This is a genomic window from Streptomyces sp. F63, from assembly GCF_018070345.1.
Classification (GTDB): domain Bacteria; phylum Actinomycetota; class Actinomycetes; order Streptomycetales; family Streptomycetaceae; genus Streptomyces.
In genome coordinates, this window is sequence record NZ_JAGPXX010000020.1 from 30,055 (window position 1) to 53,135 (window position 23,081).

General features: G+C 74.6%; 19 protein-coding genes and 1 riboswitch. Of the genes, 7 read left to right on the forward strand and 12 right to left on the reverse strand.

Going from position 1 to position 23,081, the window contains the following annotated elements; genetic code table 11:
• Positions 1–163: 163 nt before the first annotated feature.
• The 4 genes from KBZ10_RS19690 to KBZ10_RS19705 all read right to left on the reverse strand — a co-directional run bounded on the left by KBZ10_RS19690 (position 164) and on the right by KBZ10_RS19705 (position 4,944).
• Positions 164–1,741 (reverse strand): cobyric acid synthase, encoded by a 1,578-nt coding sequence (locus tag KBZ10_RS19690; protein ID WP_210988980.1) that lies wholly within the window; start codon positions 1,739–1,741, stop codon positions 164–166.
• Positions 1,738–2,688 (reverse strand): cobalamin biosynthesis protein, encoded by a 951-nt coding sequence (locus tag KBZ10_RS19695; protein ID WP_374223375.1) that lies wholly within the window; start codon positions 2,686–2,688, stop codon positions 1,738–1,740. The genes KBZ10_RS19690 and KBZ10_RS19695 overlap by 4 nt, the downstream gene beginning before the upstream one ends.
• A gap of 381 nt (positions 2,689–3,069) precedes the next feature.
• A riboswitch (cobalamin riboswitch) is annotated at positions 3,070–3,197 on the reverse strand.
• Between the two features lie 220 nt (positions 3,198–3,417).
• The gene (locus KBZ10_RS19700) at positions 3,418–3,663 is read right to left on the reverse strand and encodes a hypothetical protein (protein ID WP_210988982.1); all 246 of its coding nucleotides are present in this window, start codon (positions 3,661–3,663) and stop codon (positions 3,418–3,420) included.
• A 24-nt stretch (positions 3,664–3,687) separates the two neighbouring features.
• Positions 3,688–4,944: an inorganic phosphate transporter gene (locus KBZ10_RS19705; RefSeq protein ID WP_210988983.1), complete on the reverse strand. Its 1,257-nt coding sequence runs from the start codon at positions 4,942–4,944 to the stop codon at positions 3,688–3,690.
• A 485-nt stretch (positions 4,945–5,429) separates the two neighbouring features.
• Between KBZ10_RS19705 and KBZ10_RS19710 the strand changes: the two genes are divergently transcribed.
• The 3 genes from KBZ10_RS19710 (at position 5,430) to KBZ10_RS19720 (ending at position 9,302) form a co-directional block, all read left to right on the forward strand.
• Positions 5,430–6,089, forward strand: a complete 660-nt coding sequence (locus tag KBZ10_RS19710) for a class II aldolase/adducin family protein (protein ID WP_307847518.1) — start codon at positions 5,430–5,432, stop codon at positions 6,087–6,089.
• A gap of 261 nt (positions 6,090–6,350) precedes the next feature.
• On the forward strand, positions 6,351–7,472 hold the full coding sequence (locus KBZ10_RS19715) for an alpha/beta hydrolase (protein ID WP_210988984.1): 1,122 nt from the start codon (positions 6,351–6,353) through the stop codon (positions 7,470–7,472).
• Positions 7,473–7,847: 375 nt separating this feature from the next.
• Complete coding sequence (locus KBZ10_RS19720; protein ID WP_210988985.1) at positions 7,848–9,302, forward strand: hypothetical protein; 1,455 nt, start codon at positions 7,848–7,850, stop codon at positions 9,300–9,302.
• Between the two features lie 16 nt (positions 9,303–9,318).
• Here KBZ10_RS19720 and KBZ10_RS19725 read toward each other — a convergent pair whose 3' ends face one another.
• Positions 9,319–9,780, reverse strand: coding sequence for a VOC family protein (locus KBZ10_RS19725; RefSeq protein WP_210988986.1), 462 nt, complete (start codon positions 9,778–9,780; stop codon positions 9,319–9,321).
• Positions 9,781–10,115: 335 nt separating this feature from the next.
• On the opposite strand from KBZ10_RS19725, the gene KBZ10_RS19730 reads away from it, so the two are divergent.
• The 3 genes from KBZ10_RS19730 (at position 10,116) to KBZ10_RS19740 (ending at position 13,249) form a co-directional block, all read left to right on the forward strand.
• Positions 10,116–11,714, forward strand: coding sequence for an ABC-F family ATP-binding cassette domain-containing protein (locus KBZ10_RS19730; RefSeq protein WP_210988987.1), 1,599 nt, complete (start codon positions 10,116–10,118; stop codon positions 11,712–11,714).
• Between the two features lie 349 nt (positions 11,715–12,063).
• Positions 12,064–12,285: a helix-turn-helix domain-containing protein gene (locus KBZ10_RS19735; RefSeq protein WP_069811969.1), complete on the forward strand. Its 222-nt coding sequence runs from the start codon at positions 12,064–12,066 to the stop codon at positions 12,283–12,285.
• 181 nt (positions 12,286–12,466) lie between these two features.
• A complete protein-coding gene (locus KBZ10_RS19740; RefSeq protein ID WP_210988988.1) occupies positions 12,467–13,249 on the forward strand; it encodes an enoyl-CoA hydratase/isomerase family protein in 783 nt (260 codons plus the stop codon).
• A gap of 69 nt (positions 13,250–13,318) precedes the next feature.
• Here KBZ10_RS19740 and KBZ10_RS19745 read toward each other — a convergent pair whose 3' ends face one another.
• The 5 genes from KBZ10_RS19745 to KBZ10_RS19765 all read right to left on the reverse strand — a co-directional run bounded on the left by KBZ10_RS19745 (position 13,319) and on the right by KBZ10_RS19765 (position 18,153).
• Positions 13,319–14,074 (reverse strand): SDR family oxidoreductase, encoded by a 756-nt coding sequence (locus KBZ10_RS19745; protein ID WP_210988989.1) that lies wholly within the window; start codon positions 14,072–14,074, stop codon positions 13,319–13,321.
• Positions 14,055–15,872 carry a glycoside hydrolase family 15 protein gene (locus KBZ10_RS19750; protein WP_210988990.1) on the reverse strand — a complete coding sequence of 606 codons (1,818 nt, stop codon included), beginning with the start codon at positions 15,870–15,872 and terminating at the stop codon, positions 14,055–14,057. The genes KBZ10_RS19745 and KBZ10_RS19750 overlap by 20 nt, the downstream gene beginning before the upstream one ends.
• A gap of 95 nt (positions 15,873–15,967) precedes the next feature.
• The gene (locus KBZ10_RS19755; protein WP_210988991.1) at positions 15,968–16,765 is read right to left on the reverse strand and encodes an SURF1 family protein; all 798 of its coding nucleotides are present in this window, start codon (positions 16,763–16,765) and stop codon (positions 15,968–15,970) included.
• 68 nt (positions 16,766–16,833) lie between these two features.
• A complete protein-coding gene (locus KBZ10_RS19760; protein WP_210988992.1) occupies positions 16,834–17,067 on the reverse strand; it encodes a hypothetical protein in 234 nt (77 codons plus the stop codon).
• Positions 17,068–17,127: 60 nt separating this feature from the next.
• Positions 17,128–18,153, reverse strand: coding sequence for a DEDDh family exonuclease (locus KBZ10_RS19765; protein WP_210988993.1), 1,026 nt, complete (start codon positions 18,151–18,153; stop codon positions 17,128–17,130).
• Between the two features lie 267 nt (positions 18,154–18,420).
• On the opposite strand from KBZ10_RS19765, the gene KBZ10_RS19770 reads away from it, so the two are divergent.
• The gene (locus KBZ10_RS19770) at positions 18,421–19,407 is read left to right on the forward strand and encodes a sterol desaturase family protein (protein WP_210988994.1); all 987 of its coding nucleotides are present in this window, start codon (positions 18,421–18,423) and stop codon (positions 19,405–19,407) included.
• Positions 19,408–19,499: 92 nt separating this feature from the next.
• On the opposite strand, the gene KBZ10_RS19775 is transcribed toward KBZ10_RS19770, so the two are convergent.
• Positions 19,500–21,038 (reverse strand): S8 family serine peptidase, encoded by a 1,539-nt coding sequence (locus KBZ10_RS19775; RefSeq protein WP_210989052.1) that lies wholly within the window; start codon positions 21,036–21,038, stop codon positions 19,500–19,502.
• A 97-nt stretch (positions 21,039–21,135) separates the two neighbouring features.
• Complete coding sequence (locus tag KBZ10_RS19780) at positions 21,136–22,665, reverse strand: S8 family serine peptidase (RefSeq protein ID WP_210988995.1); 1,530 nt, start codon at positions 22,663–22,665, stop codon at positions 21,136–21,138.
• Positions 22,666–23,081: the final 416 nt, after the last annotated feature.

Sequence of the window (23,081 nt, forward strand, 5' to 3'; positions counted from 1 at the left end):
GCCCGTGACGGTCTCGCTCATGCGGTGCTGCCCTCCGGTGGAACCCTCGGGAATCGGTCAGGTGCCCGCCCCCGCGGCCCGGACGGCCCGGACGCCGCTCGGCGGGACGGTGCGCCGGGCCACGCGCCCACGGCGGCGCGCCCGGCGGCGCGGACTGCCGCGTTCACGGCGCGCCCGGCGGTACGAACGGCAGGTCCGGCGGCGCCCCCTCCTCGATCAGCCGCAGCAGCGCCCCGGTGTCGGCGTGCTCCTCGATCAGGTCTCCGAGCCGGTCGAGCTGCTCCTCGCGCAGCTGCCCGAAGGCGGTGTCCGGTGCGGGGACGAAGCGGCGCCCGGCGTCCCGCGCCACCCGGCGCAGGAAGGCCCGCCGGAAGGCGTCGCTCTCCAGCGAACCGTGCCAGTGCGTGCCCCAGACGGAGCCCGCGTGGCAGCCGTCCAGCGCCCGGCCCCGCCCGTCGGTCATGAACGGCTCGGCGGCGCCCGCCACCTCCGCGACCCCGTGGTGGATCTCGTAGCCCGCCACCGGTTCGCCCAGGGCCTCACCCGCCGGCCGGGCCAGGGTCTTCTCCACCGCGAAACGCACCCGCAGCGGCAGCAGGCCCAGCCCGTCGACCGTCCCGGCCCGCGACTCGACCTCGTCCTCGATGCGCTCGCCCAGCAACTGGTAGCCGCCGCAGATGCCGAGCACCGGCCGCCCCTCCGCGGCCCGGCGCGCCACGGCCCCGGCGAGCCCGCGTTCGCGCAGCCAGGCGAGCGCCCGGACGGTGCCGCGGGTGCCCGGGAGGACGACGAGATCGGCGTCGGCCAGCTCCTCCGGCCGGTCGGCGAACCGCACCACGACACCCGGCTCGGCGGCCAGCGCGTCGACGTCCGTGAAGTTCGACATCAGCGGCACGGCCACCACGGCGACCCGCAGCACCTCCTCGCCGTGCGGCGGTCCGGCGGCGGACTCGCGCACCGTCCCGCGCAGCGAGAGCCGCAGCCCGTCCTCCTCGTCGATGCCCAGGCCGTGCGCGTACGGCAGAACGCCCAGCACCGGCCGCCCGGTCAGCCCGCGCAGCATGTCCAGCCCCGGTGCCAGCAGCGACGCGTCGCCGCGGAACTTGTTCACCACATAACCGGCGACCAGCGCCTGGTCGGCGCGGCTCAGCAGGGCGGTGGTGCCGAAGAAGGAGGCGAACACACCGCCCCGGTCGATGTCGCCGACCACCACGGCCGGCAGTCCGGCCGCCCGGGCGAGCCCCATGTTGACGATGTCGTGCCGGCGCAGGTTGATCTCCGCCGGGCTGCCCGCGCCCTCGCAGATCACCGCGTCGTACCGGGCGCGCAGCCGTGCGTAGCAGTCGAGGACGACCGGGAGCAGCGCCTCCCGGCGGTTCGCGGCCGGGGCCTCCCCGGCGCCCGGGCCGGCCGCGAAGTAGCCCCGGGCACTCAGCTCGCCGGCGGGCTTGCCGAGCACCACGACCTGGCTGCTGCGGTCGCCGCCGGGCTTGAGCAGCACCGGGTTCATCAGCGCCGACGGCTCCACGCGCGCCGCCTGCGCCTGCATGGCCTGCGCGCGGCCGATCTCGGCGCCCTCGGGCGTCACGAAGGAGTTCAGCGACATGTTCTGCGCCTTGAACGGGGCCACGGAGACCCCCTTGCGGGCCAGCCACCGGCAGATGCCGGCGGTGACGACGCTCTTGCCCGCGTCCGACGTGGTTCCCGCGACCAGCAGACCGCCGCCGTCGGTGCCCGTCATCCCCGCCCCTCCCCGCCGGGTGCCCCGGCGGGCCGCCGGCCGCCCCGGAACGCCCCGTACAGCAGCCGCCCGCCGGCGCACACCGCCAGCGCCAGCGCGCTCACCCGGCGCGAGAGCCGTACCGCGCGCTCGATGTCGCCCGGTTCCACGGGACGGTTGCCCGCCCCCAGCACGGGCCGGTGTTCGACCCGGCCGCCGTACGCCAGCGTGCCGCCCAGCCGTACGCCCAGGGCCCCCGCGAACGCGGCCTCGACCGGGCCGGCGTTGGGGCTCGGGTGGCGCCGGGCGTCGGAGCGCAGCACCCGCAGGGCGCCGCGCGGGTCCGGGCCGGCGAGCACCGCCAGTGCGGCGGTGAGCCGGGCCCCGGGGAAACCCGCCACGTCGTCCAGCCGGGCCGGGGCCCAGCCGAACCGGCGCAGCCGCGGCGACGTGTGGCCGGCCATCGCGTCGAGGGTGTTGACCGCCCGGAACCCGGCCAGCCCGGGCACCCCGGCGACGGCGCCCCACACCAGCGCGCCGACGACCGCGTCCGAGGTGTTCTCCGCGACGGACTCCACGACGGCGCGGGCGAGCTGCGGGGCGTCCAGCGACTGCGGATCCCGCCCGCACAGTCCCGGCAGCCGTTCGCGGGCCCGTGCCAGGTCACCGGAGTCCAGCGCGGCGCCGATCGCGCGCGCCTCGCGGCCGAGCGACGTACCGCCCAGCACGGTCCAGGTGACGGCGGCCGTCAGCGCCGCGGAGGCGGCCGGGGAGCGGCGTACGGCACGGGAGAGCCCGGCGGCCGCGGCCACCGTGCCGCCGGCGCACAGGGCGGTGTACAGCGCCCCGGCGCCCCGGTGGTCACGCCACAGCAGCCGCTCGGCGGCCGTCGCGGCCCGCCCGAACGCGGCGACGGGATGCCCGCGCCGGGGGTCGCCCAGGACGAGGTCGCCGAGGAAGCCCAGCACGGTACCGGCGGCGAGGACCGCGTCCGCCGGGCGCGGGCGGCCGGGGAACGGAGGGCGGGCGTCCGGGGTCCGGGGGGCCGCCCGGAGAGCGGGGGTCCGGGACGCGGAGGACCCGGCGGGGGCGGACCGGCGAGGGCCCCGCGGGCCGGCGGCCCGGCCGCGGGCCCCGGCGGCGTGGTCGGCGCGCATCGGCTCAGACCGCCGTCACGCCTCGGGGGAACGGCGGGGGCGGCGGGGCCGCCGCGCGCGGGGGGAGCGGTGCCCGTCCGCGGGCCACGCGGTCACGGGGCGTTCGACGGCAGGGCGTACTGCGGCGGTAGCCGGGCATCGCACAGGTCCTCACTCAGGGTCCGCGCCCTGGTTCGACATGACCGGCGGTGAGAGTCTCCTGGCTCCCGGATCGGCGCGGGCCCCGGTCTTCCCGCCCGTCGGAACGGGCCGTGACATCGGTGGGGTGCGCTCCCCGGTGACAGTGGCGGGACCGCGCCGGATTCGCACCGGCTTCCTCTCCTGCCGCCGTTCGGCCCCGGCAGTCCACCACGCCCGGGAACGCCCGTCAACTCGCCCTTGACCTGCGGGGGATCAGTGTGCCGAGTCCCACACCGGCCCGTGAGCGCCGGTCGTACCGCGCGGCGCCGGGACGGCGGAGGCGCACGGGCCCCGGGTGGTGCGGTGTGCCCCGATGGGCCCGCCGGCGGTTTCCGCTCCGGCGGGCCCGGCGGAGGGCTGTCAGGCGACGATCAGATAGATCCCGTACGCCACGACCGCCGCGGAGAGCGCGAAGCAGACGGAGGCGAGGACGCGTGCCAGGGCGGTCGGTGCCTCGGTGACCGTGGCGCCCTCCGCGCCGTCCGCCTGCGGGCGCCGCTTCGCTGCGGTGCCGACGATGCCCAGGGTGAAGACGCCGACGATGGCGACGGTCGCCACGAGGCTGACCACGGAGACCTGGCCGAGTGCTGCCCAGTCGATGTTCATCCGGTTCTTTCCTTGCCTGAGCCGTCAGACGACGGTGGTCTTGGACGCGGCGGGCGACTGCGGGGAGCCGGTCTCGCCGTCGTGGGCGGCCGCCTCCAGCGCCGAGTCGGTGGGCGGCGGGGAGAGGGACGCGACGACGTCGGCGACGATGTCCTCGTGCTCCGGGTCGGCCCCCGGGGCGGGGACGTCGTTCACATTGCTGTGGTCGACCCGCTCCTGGCGCGACTTCAGCCAGATCCAGGCGCTGCTCGCGACGGCGAGCGCGGCGACCAGGGCGACGCCCCAGGTGCCCCGCCCCGCGAGCAGGGCCGCCAGCCCGGCGACGAGGCCCGCCGCCGGCAGCGTCAGGCCCCAGGCGACGAACATGCGGGTCGCGGTCGACCAGCGCACCACGCCGCCCTTGCGGCCCAGGCCCGAGCCCATGATCGCACCGGAGGAGACCTGCGTGGTGGAGAGGCCGAAGCCCAGGTGGGAGGAGGCGAGGATGACGGTCGCGGCGCCGGTCTGGGCGGAGAAGCCCTGCGGCGGCCGGATGTCGGTGAGGCCCTTGCCCATGGTGCGGATGATGCGCCAGCCGCCGAGGTACGTGCCGAGGGCGATGGCGACACCGGCGGAGGTGATGACCCAGAACGGCGGGCCGGAGTCGGGAGCGAGCACGCCGCCGGTGATCAGCGCGAGGGTCATCACACCCATGGTCTTCTGGGCGTCGTTGGTGCCGTGCGCCAGGGAGACCAGGGCGGCCGAGGCGATCTGCCCGGAGCGGTAGCCCTTCGCGGTGTCCCGCTCGTCGCGGTCGCGGGCGAGCCGGTAGGTGAGCCGGGTCGCGGCCATCGCCGCGAGGCCCGCGACGATCGGCGCGGCCAGGGCCGGCAGCAGGACCTTCGACAGGACGACGTCGAGGTGGATGGCCCCGATGCCCGCGGAGAACAGGGTGGCACCGATCAGTCCGCCGTACAGGGCGTGCGACGAGCTGGAGGGGAGGCCCACCAGCCAGGTCAGCAGGTTCCACATGATCGCACCGACCAGGCCGGCGAAGATCACTTCTGGGCGGATGCCGCTCTCGTCGACGATGCCGCCGGAGATGGTCTTGGCGACCTCCACGGACAGGAACGCGCCGACGAGGTTGAGGACCGCCGACATCGCCACCGCGGTCCTGGGCTTGAGCGCCCCGGTGGAGATGGTCGTGGCCATCGCGTTGGCGGTGTCGTGGAAGCCGTTCGTGAAGTCGAACACCAAGGCCGTGATGATCACGATCCCGATGAGAAGCGTGATGTGTTCCATTCACCCAGGCAATCGTTCGGGGGCCGGTTACACGGCGACGGTAGGGACGTTCGGTGAACGGAAGATGAATAGGAGTGGGCTTGCAGGTGCGTCTGCGGGCGGGCCTGCGGGGAGGCGGCCGCGGCCAATTCTCCCCATAAGGGCGGCATACCGCCCGAAAATGCCGTGGCTGTATGACGGACAGCTGAATACGGGCGGGTGTGAAGGTGAACGCGGGGATGCGGTCATGCGGGTGACCACGGGGACCCGGTGGAGGCGGGCGGCCGGGCGGCGCCCGCCTCCACCGGGCCGCGGCGGACGGCTCGACGGAGAGTGACCGCCGGGCGGCGCGGCCGGCGCACCGCTGCCCGGTCGCCGCCGGTCGCCGGCCCCCACCGCCTCCGGCCTCCCGCGCACCCCCCGGCGGCCGTCCCGTCGCCGTCTCCGCCGGTCCCCGTACCCCCGCCGTGCCGTCTCTGCCAGGATCGGCCCCGGAGGTGAGAGCAGTGACGGAACCGCTCCCGCAGGAGCTCGCCGACGCCTGGGCCGAGCTGGTCGCCACGGCCCGGCGCACCACCGACGAGGGGCTGGTCGTCGGCACCTCCGGCAATGTCTCGGTACGCGTCGGCGACACGGTCCTCGTCACGCCCAGTGGTGTGCCGTACCACCGGCTCGGCCCCGGGGACGCGGTCGGGGTGAGCCTCGGCGGGCAGCGCGTCCTCGGCGGCCTGCGCCCCACCAGCGAGCTGCCGATGCACCTCGCGGTCTACCGGTCCACCGGCGCCCGCGCGATCGTGCACACCCACGCCGTGCACGCCACGGCCGTCTCCACGCTCGTCACCGAACTGCCGCCGGTCCACTACATGGCCGCGGCGCTGGGCGGTCCTGTCCGTGTCGCCCCGTACGCGCTGTACGGCAGCGAGGAACTGGCCCGTCACACCCTCGCCGCTCTCCGCGACCGCAGCGGATGCCTGCTGCGGAACCACGGCACGCTCACCCACGGCGCCACGCTCGACCAGGCGTACGACCGGACCGCGCAACTGGAGTGGATGTGCCGTGTCTGGCTGACGGCCCGGTCCGTGCCCGGCCTCAGCCCCGCGCTCCTCTCCCGCGACGACCTGGCCGAGGCCGCCGGGAAGCTCCGCGGATACGGCCCGCGCCCCTGACCGCCGGACCGGCCGCCGCTCCGGACCGGCCGCGCCCCGGTCACCGCGCGTACCCGCCACCGCGCTCCGCACGCACTCCGCTTCACGGCACTCCGCTTCACGGCACTCCGCTTCACGGCACTCCGCTTCACGGCACTCCGCTTCACGGCACTCCGCTTCACGGCGCTCCGCACCACCGTGCGGGCGCGCCCCGCCCGCACGGTCACCCTCCGGGCAGGCCGGCACTGGCCGCCCCGCCGTATCCCGAGCACACTGGGACCAATGCGACCTCGTACAGCGGCGGCTCTCGCCGCCACAACCGTCCTCGGTGCCGGTACGGCGGCGGTGGCCGCCGGCCGGTACGCCGGTGACACGGCCCTGTCCCCGTCCCGGCCGCTGCCGAGCGACCCCCGGCTCACCGTCCACGCCACCACGGCCGACACGGTCACCCTCACCCGCAGCCTGGCCTCGCTGCGGCCCGGCACCTACGGGCTGACCGGCGGCGGCATCCACGCCGTCATCGGGGAGGTGGCCGAGGACGCGGACTGCCCGCCGGACTCGGTGGTGCGCCGCCTGGAGCGGGTCGAGCGCGGCAGCCTGCGGCGCGGCGCCAAGGTGCGCTTCACTCCGCAGGTCCACACCGGCAACCCCGGCGAGGCGCACGGTCTGGAGTACGAGGACGTGGAGGTCCCCGGCGAGCTCGGAGCGCTGCCCGCCTGGCTGGTCCCCGGTACCCGCCCGACCTGGGTCGTCACCGTGCACGGCCTCGGCACCACCCGCGAACACCCCCTGGTGGTCCTGCCGTTCCTGTCCCGCCTCGGTCTCCCCGTGCTCGACCTCTCCTACCGCGGCGACCCGGGCGCGCCCCGCGACCCGGACGGAACCGGTCACTTCGGCGCCACCGAGTGGCGCGACCTGGACGCCGCCGTCCGCTTCGCCGTGCACCGGGGCGCCGAGCGGGTCGTGCTGTACGGCTGGTCCACGGGCGGCAGCATGGCCGTGCACACCGTGGCCAACTCGGCGCTGCGCGACCGGATCAGCGGCCTGGTGCTCGACTCGCCCGTGCTGGACTGGCACTCCACGGTCCGGGCCCTCGCCGCCGCCCACGGCACCCCCAGGGCGCTGCTGCCGCTGGCGGTACGGGCCGCCGAGGGCCGGGCGGGGCTGGGCGCGGAGAGCCTGGCGGAGGCGTCGGCGCCGTCCCGGGTGTCCGTCCCGACGCTGATCCTGCACGGACCGGACGACCGGCTGGCCCCCTGGGACCGCTCACAGCTCCTCGCCGACCGCCGTCCCGACCTCGTCACGCTCCACCCCGTCCCGCAGGCCCCGCACGCCGCGATGTGGAACGCCGACCCGGCGGGCTACGAGGAGGCCGTCCGCCGCTTCCTCACCCCCCTGCTGTAGCCGCGCGGCCGGCCGGTACCGCGCCCGGGTACCGGTTCCGGCCGTCCCCGTGCCGGTACGGCGGCGCGGGCGGCGGGGCGGGATTCCGGGAAAAGGGGGTCCGGCGGGAGACCGCGAACGGCGGCCTCTCCGCGGCCGGGGGTCCGGCCGGGCACGGGCGCGGCGCCGCCCGGTGGCCGCGAGCGCGTCGGGGGCGGGCCGCCGGAGAGCGGCGGTGCCGCCCCCGTGCGGGACGCGGGCCCTCCGCCGCCCCGGTCCGCGGCGCCGCGGAGTCTTCGGCGGCGGCACCCGCCGGCGGCCGTTCCGGACCCGCTGCGTCATGGGTGCCGCACCCTCCGATTGGGCTTTCGGGCCGTCACCCGGGACACTGCTGCCGTGACGTCCCGTACTCCGCGCGACTCCCGGCTCCATCTCGTCCCGAAACGACCGACCGCCGCCGCCCGGCGGGCGGTGACGACCCGTCGCAAACGACAGGGCCCCCCGGCCTGGGGGGCCGCCGCCCCCCGGCCCCCCGCGGGCACCCCCGCCCCCGCCGAACTGGCGCGGCACGCGCGGGAGATCCTCGCCGGAGCGGTGCGGATCGCCCGCTGGGCCGACGCCGAGCGCGGCCGCGGCGCCCGGCTCGGACCGGGCGGCACCGGGGCGCTCTGCGGAGAGGCCGCCGAGCGGGCCGCCGGCGCCCTCGGGCTGACACCGCATCAGGTCCGCGCCGACTGGGACCGCGCCCGGCTCGCCGGACTCGTCGAACTCCACGGTGACGTGGCCCGCCCCGGCTGGCGCCTCCAGGCCTGGGACCGCGACGACACCGCCGCGCTGCGCGGCTGGGTCGCCCTGCTCGACGCCTGGTCGATCGCCCACCCGGCCCCGTCCGCCTTCGCGCCCACCGTCGTCGCCGAAGTCGTCGAAGCCGTACCGCAGGTGCTCTCCGTGCTCCAGCTGTCGGCCGGGCCCGTGCCGCTCGGAACCCTGGGGGACATCCTCGAACAGCGGGTCGCCGAGCTCCGCACGGAGCGCTGCGAGGTGCCCTGCACCGGCAGCGGCACGCCCGACACCGGCCCCGGGGAGCGGCCCGCGGAAAGACCGGCCGGGGAGGGCCGCGCCGGCGGCCCGCCCCCCGCGCCCCTGCTGGACTGGGCGCTGGACGGCCTGGTGTCCGTCGGCGCGCTGACCCGGGAGGACGGCCAGGCCACGATGACCCCGCTCGGCAACTGGGCGGTCTGGGTCAAGCTCGAACAGATCTGCGTGGCCGCCCAGAGCCCGGCCGGCAACATCGAACAGCCCGCCGCCGACATGCTCCGCGGCTGCGCCGGCCTCACCCCGGGCCCGGCCCGCGCGGAGTGCCGCGCCTGGCTCGCGGCCCGCCCCGTCGGCAGCGCCGTCGAGGAACTGCTGGAGGTGGCCCGGGGCGAGGACGCCCTGCTGCGCGGCCTCGCCTTCGAGGCGCTGCGCGTCGTCGGCGCCCCCGCCGAGCCGGCCGTGCGGGCGGTGACGGGCGAACCCTGTCTGCGTCCGTACGCCCTGCTGTGGCTGGCCGAACAGGAGGGTGGCGATCCCGAGGACTCCCCGGACGTGCTCACCCGCGAGGAGGCGACCTGGCTCTGGGTCGACACCGCCGCCGCGGTGGCCGACCACGGCGAGGGTCAGCTGCTGGTCCACCATCTGGAGTCCGCGGTGCAGGATTCGGTGCCCGCCCTGCTGAGGGAGGTGCGCTCGGTCGGTCACCCGCGCACGGTCCAGGTCCTGGTCGCCCTGGCCGCGGCCCACCCGGACCCGGCCCTGGCCAAGGCCGTCCGCCGGGCGGCCTTCCAGGTCCACACCGGCGGCGCGTAGCCCTCGGACCGGGGGCTCAGACCGGGGGCATCGTGCTGGGGACGTAGTCGCCGAAGCTCCACACATTGCCCTCGGTGTCCCGCGCCGTGTACGTCCGTGCGCCGTAGGGCTCGTCGGCCGGGGCGGCGAGGATCTCCGCCCCGTGGGACCTGGCGCGGCGGTGGTGGGCGTCGACGTCGGCCACGCGCACGTAGACCCCGACCGGGCCGCCGCCCGGCGGGGCGCCGGTGAGCGCGCCCTGCTCCGTCCTGCTGCCGAGCATCACCACGCCGTTGCCGTACGACAGCTCGGCGTGGACGACCGTGCCGGTCTCCTCGTCCTCGTACACCGCGACCTCGGTGAAGCCGAAGGCCCGGGTGAGCTGGCGGAGGGCGGCGTGCGGGTCCTCGTAGCGCAGGGTCGGGCAGACGCTCGGATGGGCACTGCCCCCGGTGCCGGCACGGTCCGTCCGGTCCCGGCTGTCCGTCAGGTCCGTCATATCGGTCACTCCTCACCGGATCTCCGGATCCGCTCCGGCGGACGGTGGCGCACCGGCCGTCCGCCTCCAGTCTCCCCGCCCGGTCCCGGAAGGGCCCGCCGGGCGGACCGGTGACCACCGGATCCCCGCCCGCGAGCCACGGGGCGAAACCGGGTTGCGCCACACGGTTAGACTGGCCCGTATGGCAATTCTCCTCGCTCATTAGACGGCGTCGCGCCCGCGCCGTGCCGCGGCCCCGAGAGATCCGCGATCCGTCCGGCACCGGCCCGGATCCGCCCGGATCCGCCCGTCGATCCGACCGCCCGACGTCCGTCCGTTCCGCCTGGAGTATTCCCGTGATCACCGCCACCGGCCTTGAGCTGCGCGCCGGAGCCCGTCTTCTCATCGAGTCCGCCTCCTTCCGCATCGCGAAGGGCGACCGCATCGGCCTCGTCGGCCGGAACGGCGCCGGCAAGACCACCCTGACCAAGGTCCTCGCCGGCGAGGGCATCCCCGCCGCCGGCACCGTCACCCGCTCCGGCGAGGTCGGCTACCTGCCGCAGGACCCGCGCACCGGGGACCTGGACGTGCTCGCCCGCGACCGCGTCCTCTCCGCCCGCGGCCTGGACGCCGTCATCCGCAAGATGCGCGAGAACGAGCAGCGGATGTCCACCGGCCAGGGCGCCACCCGCGACAAGGCGATGAAGAAGTACGAGCGCCTGGAGACCGAGTTCCTCACCAAGGGCGGTTACGCCGCCGAGGCCGAGGCCGCCACCATCGCCGCCAGCCTGGGACTGCCCGACCGGGTCCTCGGCCAGCCGCTGCACACCCTCTCCGGCGGCCAGCGCCGCCGGGTCGAGCTGGCCCGGATCCTCTTCTCGGACTCCGACATCCTGCTGCTCGACGAGCCGACGAACCACCTCGACGCCGACTCGATCGTCTGGCTGCGGGACTACCTCAAGACCTACAGCGGCGGCTTCGTGGTCATCTCCCACGACGTCCAGCTCGTCGAGACCGTCGTCAACAAGGTCTTCTACCTGGACGCCAACCGCTCCCGCATCGACGTCTACAACATGGGCTGGAAGCAGTACCAGGCCCAGCGCGAGGCCGACGAGCGGCGCCGCAAGCGGGAGCGCGCCAACGCCGAGAAGAAGGCCGCCGCCCTCAACAGCCAGGCCGACAAGATGCGGGCCAAGGCCACCAAGACCGTCGCCGCCCAGAACATGGCCCGGCGCGCGGAGAAGCTGCTCTCGGGCCTGGAGGAGCAGCGGGTCTCGGACAAGGTCGCCAAGCTCCGCTTCCCCGACCCGGCGCCGTGCGGCAAGACGCCGCTCACCGCCGAGGGCCTGTCGAAGTCCTACGGCTCCCTGGAGATCTTCACGGACGTCGACCTGGCCATCGACAAGGGCTCCCGGGTCGTGATCCTCGGCCTCAACGGCGCGGGCAAGACCACGCTGCTGCGGCTGCTCGCGGGCGTGGAGAAGCCCGACACCGGCGCGGTGACCCCGGGCCACGGCCTCAAGCTCGGCTATTACGCGCAGGAGCACGAGACCCTCGACCCGGACCGCACGGTCCTGGAGAACATGCGCTCCGCCGCCCCGGACCTCGATCTGGTCGCGGTCCGGAAGACCCTCGGCTCGTTCCTCTTCTCCGGTGACGACGTCGACAAGCCCGCGCGGGTCCTCTCCGGCGGGGAGAAGACCCGGCTGGCGCTGGCCACTCTCGTGGTCTCCTCGGCCAACGTGCTGCTGCTCGACGAGCCGACGAACAACCTCGATCCGGCCAGCCGCGAGGAGATCCTCGGCGCGCTGCGCACCTTCACCGGCGCGGTGGTCCTGGTGACCCACGACGAGGGCGCCGTGGACGCCCTCCAGCCGGAACGGATCATTCTGCTCCCCGACGGCGTGGAGGACCTCTGGGGCGAGGACTACGCGGATCTCGTCGCCCTGGCCTGATCTCGGAGCGGTCCCACTCCGTGATCCACTCCGGCTGGATCATTCGGCCCATACGTGATCCGTCATATGAGTGAGTCCGGGTCGTACTCCGGTGCGTCTCCGGGCCTCCGCGCCCTTGCTGTGCCATGCCCGGCCCGCCGGTCCGCCCACCGCGTCTGACCTGGCCCTTCCCCGCACACGGCGGAATGCGGCGGGTGGGAACGGAAGGGGAATTCCGGTCTTCCGGGCCATTACGTGCCGTATACAAGGGCCGGGGATGTCGTACGGACCTTGTCGAATGGGTGGCCAGGACGGCGGATAGGGGTGATCATGAGAAGTCCAGAGGCGCACTTCCCATGAGGAGGCACGGGTGGCCGAGACTCTGAAGAAGGGCAGCCGGGTGACCGGCTCCGCGCGCGAAAAGCTCGCGGCTGACCTGAAGAAGAAGTACGACTCCGGTGCGAGCATCCGGGCGCTGGCCGAGGAGACCGGCCGCTCCTACGGATTCGTCCACCGGATGCTCAGCGAGTCAGGGGTGACCCTGCGGGGCCGCGGCGGCGCCACACGCGGCAAGAAGGCCGCCTCGTCCTGATCTCCGTCCCGTCCGCAAGGACGGTGCGCCCCGACGGAACGGGTGGTGACCACCCGGTCGGTCTTCCGGCCGCCCGGGTGGTTACTGTGCAGTAATACAGTTGCCCGGGAGCGGACCGGTACCGTCACGGCCCCGCTGCGCGACCGGCGCTGATCCACTGCGGCCCATTCCGGAGGCACCCATGACCCTGCTGGACCGGGACGGCGTACGGCTCACCCTCGACGACGACGGCTCCGTCGCCACGGTGACCCTGGCCAACCCCGCCAAACGCAACGCCCAGACCTTCGCCCTGTGGCGCGCCCTGGCCGAGTCCGGGCGGCTCCTGCCGGGAACCGTCCGGGTCGTCGTGGTGCGGGCCGAGGGCCAGTCCTTCTCCGCGGGCCTCGACCGGCGCGCCTTCACCCCCGAGGGCTTCGACGGCGAGCCCTCCGTGATGGAGCTGGCGGCCCGGGAGGACGGCGGCGAGTCGGCCATCGCCGAGTTCCAGGAGGGCTTCACCTGGCTCCGGCGGAACGACATCGTCACCGTCGCCGCCGTGCAGGGCCACGCCATCGGCGCCGGCTTCCAGCTCGCTCTCGCCTGCGATCTGCGGGTCTGTGCCGACGACGTCCGGTTCGCGATGCGCGAGACCGGCCTGGGCATCGTGCCGGATCTCACCGGCACCCACCCCCTGGTCGCGCTCGTCGGCTACGCCCGCGCGCTGGAGATCTGCGTCACCGGCCGCTTCGTGCAGGCCGCCGAGGCCGAGCGCACCGGTCTCGCCAACCTCGTCGTCCCGGCCGCCGAGCTCGACGCCGCGGCCCGCGACCTGGCCGCGGCGATCCTGGTGGCGCCGCGCAACGCCGTCATCGAGACCAAGGCACTGCTGAAGGGCGCGGCCGGCCGCACCCTCGACGAGCAGCGGGCCGCGGAGCGCGCGGCCCAGAGCCGCCGCCTCCGCGATCTGGCGGGCCTCTCCGACTGACCGGCATCCGCCCGGCCTCCGCGGGACCGGCCGGTCACGGCAGTCCCGCGGAGGCCGGAGCCGGGCGGTTCAGAAGCCGTGCCGGAAGCCGCCGTCCACCGGGAGCATCACCCCGGTGAGGTACGAGGCCGCGGGGGAGAGGAAGAAGGCCGCGGTCCGGCCGAACTCCTCCGGGGTGCCGTAGCGGCCGAGCGGGATCGCGGCCGCGTTGCGGGCGCGGGCCGCCTCCGCGTCGCCGGAGAGCGCGTCCAGCTCGCGGACCCGGTCCGTGTCGATCCGGGCCGGCAGCAGCCCGATGACGCGGATGCCGCGCGGGCCGAGCTCCACGGACAGCGACTTGGCGAAGCCGGCCAGCCCCGGGCGGAGCCCGTTGGAGATCGCCAGCCCGGGGATCGGCTCGTGGACGGAGCCGGAGAGGACGAAGCCGATGACGCCGCCCTCGCCCAGCTCGCCCGCCGCCGCGCGGGCCATCCGGACGGCGCCCAGGAAGACGGACTCGAACGCGGACCGCCACTGCTCGTCCGTGTTGTCCGCGCCGGAACCGGGCGGCGGGCCCCCGACGCTGACCAGCACGCCGTCGAAGCGCCCGAAGCGGTCCCGGGCCGTGCCGATGAGCCGGCCGGGGGTTTCCGGATCGGCGTTGTCGGCGGCGATCCCGATCGCGTTCGGGCCCAGGCCCTCGGCCGCGGCGGCGATGCTCTGCCCGTCGCGGGAGGCCAGCACGACCCTCGCGCCGTCGGCGACCAGCTCGCGGGCGGCGGCCAGGCCGAGGCCCCGGGAGCCGCCGGTGACGACGTACACACGGTCATTCAGTCCAAGATCCATGGCCCCATGGTCTCGTACCGTCCGCCGAGGAGAGCGCCCGGGCCGTGTTGACCAGACCCACATGGCTGAACGCCTGCGGGTAGTTGCCCAGTTGGCGGCCGGTGACCGGATCCCACTGCTCCGCCAGCAGCCCCACGTCGTTGCGGAGGCCCAGCAGCCGCTCGAACAGGTCCCGGGCCTCGGCGCGGCGGCCGGTGGCGAGCAGCGCGTCGGCCAGCCAGAAGGAGCAGACGAGGAACGCGCCCTCGCCGCCGGGCAGGCCGTCCTCCCCGTAGCCGGTCTCGTAGCGGCGGATGAGGCCGCCGTGGTCGAGTTCGCGGCGCACGGCGTCCACGGTGCCGACCACGCGCGGGTCGGAGGGCGGCAGGAAGCCCACCGCGGGGATGAGGAGGGTGGCCGCGTCCAGCCCCCGGGAACCGTAGTACTGGGTGAAGGTGTTGCGCTCCGGGTCGTAGCCCTTCTCGCACACCTCCCGGTGCACGGTCTCCCGCATCGCCCGCCAGCGTCCGGTGTCGGCCTTCAGCTCCGGGTGGGCCTCCGTGGTGCGGATCGCCCGGTCCGCGGCCACCCACGCCATGACCTTGGAGTGGACGAAGTGGCGGCGCGGGCCGCGTATCTCCCAGATCCCCTCGTCCGGCTCGCGCCAGTCGCCCTCCAGGAAGTCCATCAGCGCCCGCTGGAGGTTCCAGGCGTTCTCCTCCGGCGCGAGTCCGCTGCGCCGGGCGAGGTGGAGGGAGTCCAGGACCTGGCCGTAGACGTCGAGCTGGTGCTGCTCCACGGCGGCGTTGCCGATCCGGACCGGGGCGGAGCCCTCGTAGCCCCCCAGCCAGGGCGTCTCGATCTCCGTCAGCCGCCGTTCGCCCGCGATCCCGTACATGATCTGGAGGTCCGCGGGGGAGCCGGCGACGGCCCGCAGCAGCCAGTCCCGCCAGGCGGCGGCCTCGGCGAGATAGCCCCCGGAGACCAGCGCCTTGAGGGTGAGGGCGGCGTCCCGCAGCCAGCAGTAGCGGTAGTCCCAGTTGCGGACGCCGCCGATCTCCTCGGGGAGCGAGGTGGTGGCCGCGGCGACGATGCCGCCCGTCGGGGCGTAGGTGAGGGCCTTGAGTGTGATCAGGGACCGCAGCACGGCCTGCCGCCAGGGCCCCTGGTACGTGCACTGCGCGGACCAGGTCTCCCAGTCCTGAAGCGTGTGGGCCAGGGACTCGTACGGGTCTATGGCGTGCGGCACCTCCTCGTGCGAGGGGTGCCAGGTGAGGACGGAGGCCACGCGCTCGCCCGCGGCGACGGTGAAGTCCGCGCGGGCGCAGCCGTCCTCGCCGCGGGTCCAGACGGCCTGCTCGGTGCGCAGCCAGGCCGAGTCCGGGCCCGCGACGGCGATGTGGTGGCCGTCGGCGCGGCGCTCCCAGGGGACGATGCCGCCGTAGTCGAAGCGCAGCCGGATCTCGCCGGTCATCTCCACCCGGCCGGACAGGCCCTCGACGATGCGGACCAGGTCGGGGGCGCGGTCGCGCTGCGGCATGAAGTCGGTGACCCGGACGCTGCCCTCCGGGGTGTCCCAGACGGTGTCCAGCACCAGGGTGTCCCCGCGGTACGAGCGGCCGGCGCAGACCGTGCCGGGGCCGGCGGAACGGGGAGCCAGCCGCCAGCGGCCGTTCTCCTCGCCGCCCAGCAGCGCGGCGAAGCAGGCGCCCGAGTCGAAGCGGGGCAGGCAGAGCCAGTCGATGGAGCCGTCGCGGCCCACGAGGGCGGCCGTCTGCAGATCGCCGATGAGCGCGTAGTCCTCGATCAGTCCCGGCACGTCGTCCCTTCCCCGTCGGTGCCCGGGCTCCCGCCGCCCCGGGCCTGTGCCTCCTGCCTACCCCGGCCGGGCGCGCGGACGCGGGGCGCGGCGGGTCAGGACGGGACGGGCACGGGTTCGCCGCTCTCCCCGTCCCGGGCCCTGCCGTCCGCGCGGCGGCGGTCGGCGAGCTCGCGGCGGAGGAGGATCACCCAGCCGGCCGGGACCCCCGCGGCGAAGATCCACCACTGCACGGCGTAGGCCATGTTGACGCCGATGCTGTCGTGGTCGGGCTCGGCGAGGGGCTGCGGGCTGCGGGCCGCGGGCTTCACCAGCTCGATGTAGCCGCCCAGCACCTCCCGGTCCAGCCGCTCGGCCTGCCGGCCGCTGTTGATCAGCATGTACTGCCGGTCGGGCAGCCCCTGCTTGTCCTTGATGCCGCTGGCCTCGGTGGTCTCGTCGCCCATGAGCCGGCCGGTGACGGTGACCTGCCCGGCGGGCGGGGCGGGGATCTCCGGGAACGCGGCGAGGTCCGCGCCCGTCCGGATCCAGCCGCGGTTGACGAGCACGGCGCGGCCGTCGCCGAGGAGCAGGGGAGTCAGCACGAAGTAGCCGATGCGGTCACTGTCGGGGGCGGTCCGCTGGCGGATCACGGCCTCGTTCGCGGTGTCGAAGGTGCCGGTGGCCGTCACACTCCGCCAGTAGTCGTCCTTCGGCACCACGTGGCCCGGGGAGGTCAGCTCGGTCACGGGCACGGGGCGGGCCCGAAGGTTCCGCTCGATCAGCCGGTTGTGCGCGACCCGGTTCTCATGGCGGTGGAGCTGCCAGAAGCCCAGCTCGATCATCACGGGGACGAGGAGCAGCGCCACGAGGGTGAGGATCACCCACTGCCGGGTCAACAGGAAGCGGTACACCCCACGACCGTACAACTCGGTCGCGGGGTGCGGGACGGTAGGGCCCGGTGGGCCGTGGCCGGACGGGGTCAGACGTGGTCGACCAGGCCCACCTTCCCCTCGGCCCGGGCACAGTGGGCACTGCAGTAGAAGTGCCCGTCCGCCTCCGTGCCCTGGCCGATGATCCGGGAGTCGCAGTGCTCGCAGATCGGCGCCATGCGGTGGATGGCGCAGGAGAAACAGTCGAAGACGTGCACGTCGCCCTGGGCGTGCACTTCAAAACTCATGCCGTAGTCGTTTCCGCATACCTCGCATCTGGCCATGCGCCACAGACTGCGGGCGCGGGGCGGCGGACGGGGGGCGTGCGGCGGGCGCGTCGCGCCTCATTCACCTGATTGCGGGGCGGCGTCCGCTGCCGGGGCGACATCGCCCAGCAGCTGCATGAACGCGGCCTCGTCGACCACGGGGGTGCCGACGGCCCGGGCCTTGACGGTCTTGGAGGTGGCCGAGCCGGGGTCGTTGGTCACCAGCAGACTGGTGAGCCGGGACACACTCGTGGCGACGTGCAGGCCGGCCTCGGTGGCGCGGTCCTCCAGCAGCTCCCGGTCCACGGAGGTGTCGCCGGAGAAGGCGACCCGCATGCCCTGTATCAGGGGCTTGCCCGGCTCGTACCGGCCCGGGTTCGGATACGGGCAGGGCGGGCGCCTGCGGCTGGGCCGCCAGCTCGCCGGGCGGTACGAGCCGCGGGTCCCCCCGGCGGGGGAGGGGCCGTCGTGCCACTCGGTGAGCGGCCGGCAGGTGTGCAGCGGCAGGGCCATTCCGCTGCCGGCCGCCAGGTGCAGGCTGGGACGGAACGCCTCGGCGAGCACCCGGGCGTCGTCCAGGGCGTGGTGGGCCCGGCGCTGCTGGACGCCGTAGTGCGCGGCGAGCGACTCCAGCTTGTGGTTCGGCAGGGGCAGCCGCAGCTCCTTGGCGAGCGCGATGGTGCACAGCCGCTGCCGCACCGGGGCCGTGCTGCCCGCCCGGGCGTACTCCCGGGCCAGCATCGACCAGTCGAACATGGCGTTGTGCGCGACGAGCACCCGGCCGTCGAGCCGCGCCGCGAGCTCCTGGGCGATCTCCGGGAAGAGCGGGGCGCCTTCGAGGACGTCGCTCGTCAGACCGTGGATCCACACCGGTCCGGGATCGCGCTCGGGGTTGACCAGGGTGTACCAGTGGTCCTCCACCTCGCCCCGTGCGTCGAGCCGGTAGACGGCGGCCGACACGATGCGGTCGTCCCGGGCGAGACCGGTGGTCTCGACGTCGACCACGGCATAGCCCCGCGGATACGCGGGGGGCCAGGCGGTCGGGGGCGTCGGAACGGACTGCCGCCCGATGAGGGGCGGGGCTGCCGTGCGGTCTTCGAGCATGGTCACTGAGAATACGGGGCCGCGCCGACACCGCCGCCGCCCCCCGGCCCGGCGGCCGGAACGGCACTGGTGCCCGGGCGGCTCCGGAGCCGCAACGCGCGGCGGGGGAGGGGGAGTTCGGGTCGGCCCGGCCGTCCGGCCGGCGGGGTTCCGGCCCCGGCCGCGGGGCGTCCGGCCGCTCCGCGGGGGCCGGATCCGGTACCCGCGGGAAATACTGCTCGGTAACTACCTCTGGCGGCGCGGCGCGGCGGGTCCTATCGTGCGTGCATGCCCAACCTTCCCGACGTCGTGCTGTGGTCGATACCCGCCTTCGTGCTGCTCACCGTCGTCGAGGCGGTGAGCTACCGGCTGCACCCGGACGAGGACGCCGCCGGCTATGGGTCCAAGGACGCCGCCACCAGCATCGGTATGGGGCTCGGCAGCCTGGTGTTCGATCTGCTGTGGAAGATCCCGATCGTCGCGATCTACACCGCCGTCTACGAGCTGACGCCGCTGCGGGTCCCCACCGTGTGGTGGACCGTGCTGCTCCTGCTGGTCGCCCAGGACTTCTTCTACTACTGGTCCCACCGCGGCCACCACGTGATCCGCATCCTCTGGGCCTGCCACGTGGTGCACCACTCCAGCCAGAAGTTCAACCTCTCCACGGCGCTGCGCCAGCCGTGGACGAGCCTGACCACGTGGCCGTTCTACCTGCCCATGATCGCCTGTGGTGTGCATCCGGCGGTGCTGGCCTTCCTCTCCTCCGTCAGCCTCGTCTACCAGTTCTGGATCCACACCGAGCGGATCGGCAAGCTGCCCCGGCCGCTGGAGTTCGTCCTCAACACCCCCTCGCACCACCGCGTGCACCACGCCTCGCAGGGCAGCTATCTGGACCGCAACTTCGGCGGCATCCTCATCGTCTGGGACCGGCTGTTCGGTTCCTTCGCGGCCGAGGTGGAGCGGCCCGTCTACGGGCTGACCAAAAACATCCACACCTACAACCCGCTGCGGGTGGCCACCCACGAGTACGTGGCGATCGCCCGGGACCTCCGCGCCGCCCGGAGCTGGCGCGAACGCGCCGGCCGGGTGCTGCGCGGGCCCGGCTGGCAGCCGTCGCCCGCCGCCGCCGCCGTGCCGCCCGCCGCCGCCGTGCCGCCCGCCGCCGCCGTGCCGCCCGCCGCCGCCGTGCCGTCCGCGGGCGCCGTGCCGTCCGCGGACGCGCCGCCGGACGTGCCCGCGGCCGCCGCGCCGGGCGCCGTACCGGCCGGGGAGTAGCGCGAGGGAAACGGCGCGTCAGGACAGGAACGGCCGGAGGGCCGGGCGGTGGTGACCGCCCGGCCCTCCGGTGCTGAACTCCCCTCAGGGGGTCAGCGCTTCACCGCGTCCAGGGCGTCGGTGAGCCCGGCCCCGTAGAAGCCGTTGCCGTACCGGCCGCCTTCGCAGACCGCGTCGGCCTCGCCGTCGCCGTTGATGTCGTACGGGTTGGTGCAGGCCTTGCGGTCCGCCTGGACCTTGAGCAGGGCCTTGACCATGCGCGGCGACGCCCACGGGCGCTTGCTCTTGATCAGCGCCGCGACACCCGCGACATGCGGCGAGGCCATGGACGTACCGGCCATGTAGCCGTAGCGGTCGCCCGGCAGCGGGCCGAGGATCAGCCCGCTGGTCGCCGGGGCCTCCGGCGGCTGGTAGGCGGTGCTGTCACCGCCCGGGGCCGCGATGTCGATGACCCCCTTGCCGTAGTTGGAGAACGAGGACTTGAGGCCCTTGGCCCCGGTGGCGGAGACGGTCACCACGCCGGGGAGCTGGGTCGGGATGTCCGGGCACACGCTCGGGTCGATGTCGCGCTCGACCGGAGTGGAGTCGTTCGGGCTGGAGGCGTCGATGATGGAGTCGGACGCCAGGTCGAAGTTGGAGTTGCCGGCCGCGGCGACGTTGACCGCGCCCTTGCGCTCCGCGTAGCGGGTGGCCCGGGTGAGGGCCTCCACCAGCGCCTTCTGGTCGGGGTCGTCCGTGCAGTTGAACATCCACGGGTCGACGTAGTAGCTGTTGTTGGTCACGTCGACGCCGTGTTCGGCCGCCCACATGAAGCCGCAGACGACGGCCTCCGTGTAGAACCAGCCGTCCGCGGTCGACACCTTGATGCCGGAGACCTTGACGCCCGGGGCGACGCCGGTCACGCCGACGCCGTTCTTCGCGGCGGCGATCTCTCCCGCGACGTGCGTCCCGTGCGGGCTCTCGCCCTCGCCCGGACGCCAGGCCCCGTCGCTGGTGTCGGGCTTGCCGGCCACGCAGTTGACGGAGGCCTCGCGGTCGAAGTTGGGTGCCAGGTCCGGGTGGGTGTCGTCCACCCCGGTGTCGATCACGGCGACGGTCACCTTGTCGCTGCCGAGCGAGACCTCGTGGGCCCGGTCCGCCTTGATGGCGGGCAGGTCCCACTGGAGCGGCTGGAGCGGGTCCTCGTCCTCCTCCGCCGTGGCCTCCGCGGCCTTCATCTGGCGGGGCGTCAGCTCCTGCGGGGCGCCCACGTCCGTGGTGGCGGCCGAGGGCAGCGGCGCGGTGCGGGTGGCACCGGCCGACTGGACGCCCTTCACGGCACGGATCCTCTCGGCGAAGCCGGGGTCGGAGGCGTGGACGACGATCACACCGATCTTGTCGTACGCCTGGACGACGGTGCCGCCCGCCCTGGCGATCGCCTTGCCGACCTTCGTGCTCGTGCCCTTCCCCGGGCGGACGTTGACGACGTAGCTCAGGGACTCGCCCCCGGCGGCGGCCGGCGCGGCGGCTTCCGCACCGGCGTCGGCCGCGGCGGCGCTCGCCGACCCGGGCAGCACGGCGAGTGCGGCGGCCAGGGCCATGCCCGCCGGTATGGCCACGGCACGGCGCGACCGTGCGGACAGCGGCGTCATGGTCATGAGGTCTCCACTTCGTCGGAAAGAACAGGACGGTCGGAACGGCGGGTGCCGGCGGTGCGCCGGATACGGGAAGGGCGACCCGTGTGCCGCATCACTTCTTTACCGCGTCGAGGGCGTCGACGATGCCGAAGCCGTAGAAACTGTTGACGTGTTCGGTGCCCTCGCACTCGGCGCTGATCTTGCCGTCACCGTCCGGATCGTACGGCTCCGAGGGGCAACCCGGGTTGTCGGCACCGGCCTTGAGCAGCCACTGCACCTCCTGCGGGCTCGCGTCCGGACGTGCGCTCATCGCCAGCGCGGCCACCCCGGCGACATGCGGGCCGGCCATCGACGTCCCCTGCAGATAGGCGTAGTCGCCCTCCGGCATGGTGGAGAGGATCCGGCCGTCCTTCGCGGGCAGCTCGGGCACCTGGTACTTGTCGCCGCCCGGGGCCGCGACGTCGATCTGGCCGAGACCGTAGTTGGAGTAGTACGACTTCAGGGAGCGGACACCGGTCGCGGCGACGGTGACGACACCGGGCAGCTGGGCCGGGATGTCCCAGCACTCACCCGGGTCGATCTCCCGCTCGACCGGGGTGGTGTCGTTCGGGCTGGAGTCGTCGGTGAGGGAGTCCGCGGCGAGGTCCATGTTCGAATTGCCCGCCGAGGCGACGTTCACCGCTCCCTTGCGCTGCGCGTACGCCGCCGCCCGGCCGACCGCCTCGCGGATGGCCTTCTGGTCCGGCTGGTCCGCGCAGGCGAACAGCCACGGGTCCACGTAGTAGCTGTTGTTGGTGACCTCGACGCCGTGGTCGGCGGCGAAGACGAACGCACACACCACCGCCTCGGCGAAGAACAGGCTGGTGCCGGGCTCGCTCACCTTGATCGAGGAGACCCGGACGTTCGGCGCCACCCCGGCGACACCGATGCCGTTGCGCGCGGCGGCGATCGAGCCGGCGACGTGCGTGCCGTGGTAGTCGTCGGCGGTGTACGGGCGCCAGGCGCCGGGGCTGGTGTCCGGGACGCCCCCGACGCAGTTCGCCGACTGGCGGCGGGAGAAGTTGGGCGCCAGGTCGGGGTGGGTGTCGTCCACCCCGGTGTCGATCACCGCGACGGTCACCGCGCGGCTGCCCGGGTTGACCTCGGCCGCACGGTCCGCCTTGATGGCCGGGATGTCCCACTGCAGGGACTCCAGCGGCTCCCGGCCCTCGCCGGCGGCCGCGCGGCGGAGCGGGGCCGCGGGCTCGCCGACCTTCTCGGGCCGGCCGACCTCGGTGGTGGCGGCGGACTGGAGCGGCGCGGTGCGGGTGGCGCCGGCCGAGTGGACTCCCTCGACGGCGCGCAGGGTCGCGCCGAACTCCGGGTCCGTGGCGTGGGCGACGATCACACCGATCCGGTCGTGGCCGGCGACGACCGTTCCGCCGGCCCGGGTGACGGCCCGTTCCACCCGGGCGGCGGCGCGCCGGCCGGGGGCGGTGTTCACCACGTACGAGAGCAGCGGGCCCTCCGGGGCCGCGGCCTTCGCCGGCGCCCGGTGCGGGGCGGCGGAAGCGGCACCGGGCAGGATTCCGACAGACGCCGCCAGCGCGAGCCCGAGGGGCAGGGCGAGAGCGCGCGAGCGTCTGGAGCGGAGATGAACCATGGGTTCTCCACATCATCCGTGAGTCCGTCCGCACGCGGGTCGCGTGTGGACGGGTGCATGACAGCGGAAGCTAGCGCCGAACAGCCGACCTGATCAATTGAATCTGACGGAAAGTCGGGCTTTCGCTGCCGATTGGACCGGCCGGGCCAAGAAGGCTGCCCGTCCGGACGGCCCCGGGTCCGGGGCCGCGCGGGCGGTCCGCTCGCCGCCCGCGCCCATCACCGCCGTATACGCTCGGTAACCCCAGGTGTTCGGTTCTGCCGCGCCGGCCCCCCGCGGGAGCCGCCGGACGCGTTCGCCCTGGTGACCCCGCGTGCCACAAGAATGACCGGAACTGGAGGGCGGAACGGCCGGACACCGCCGTCCGGCCATCGGCCGCAAGGCGGGCAAAGGGCTCTGATCTGCGTGTTCGCCAG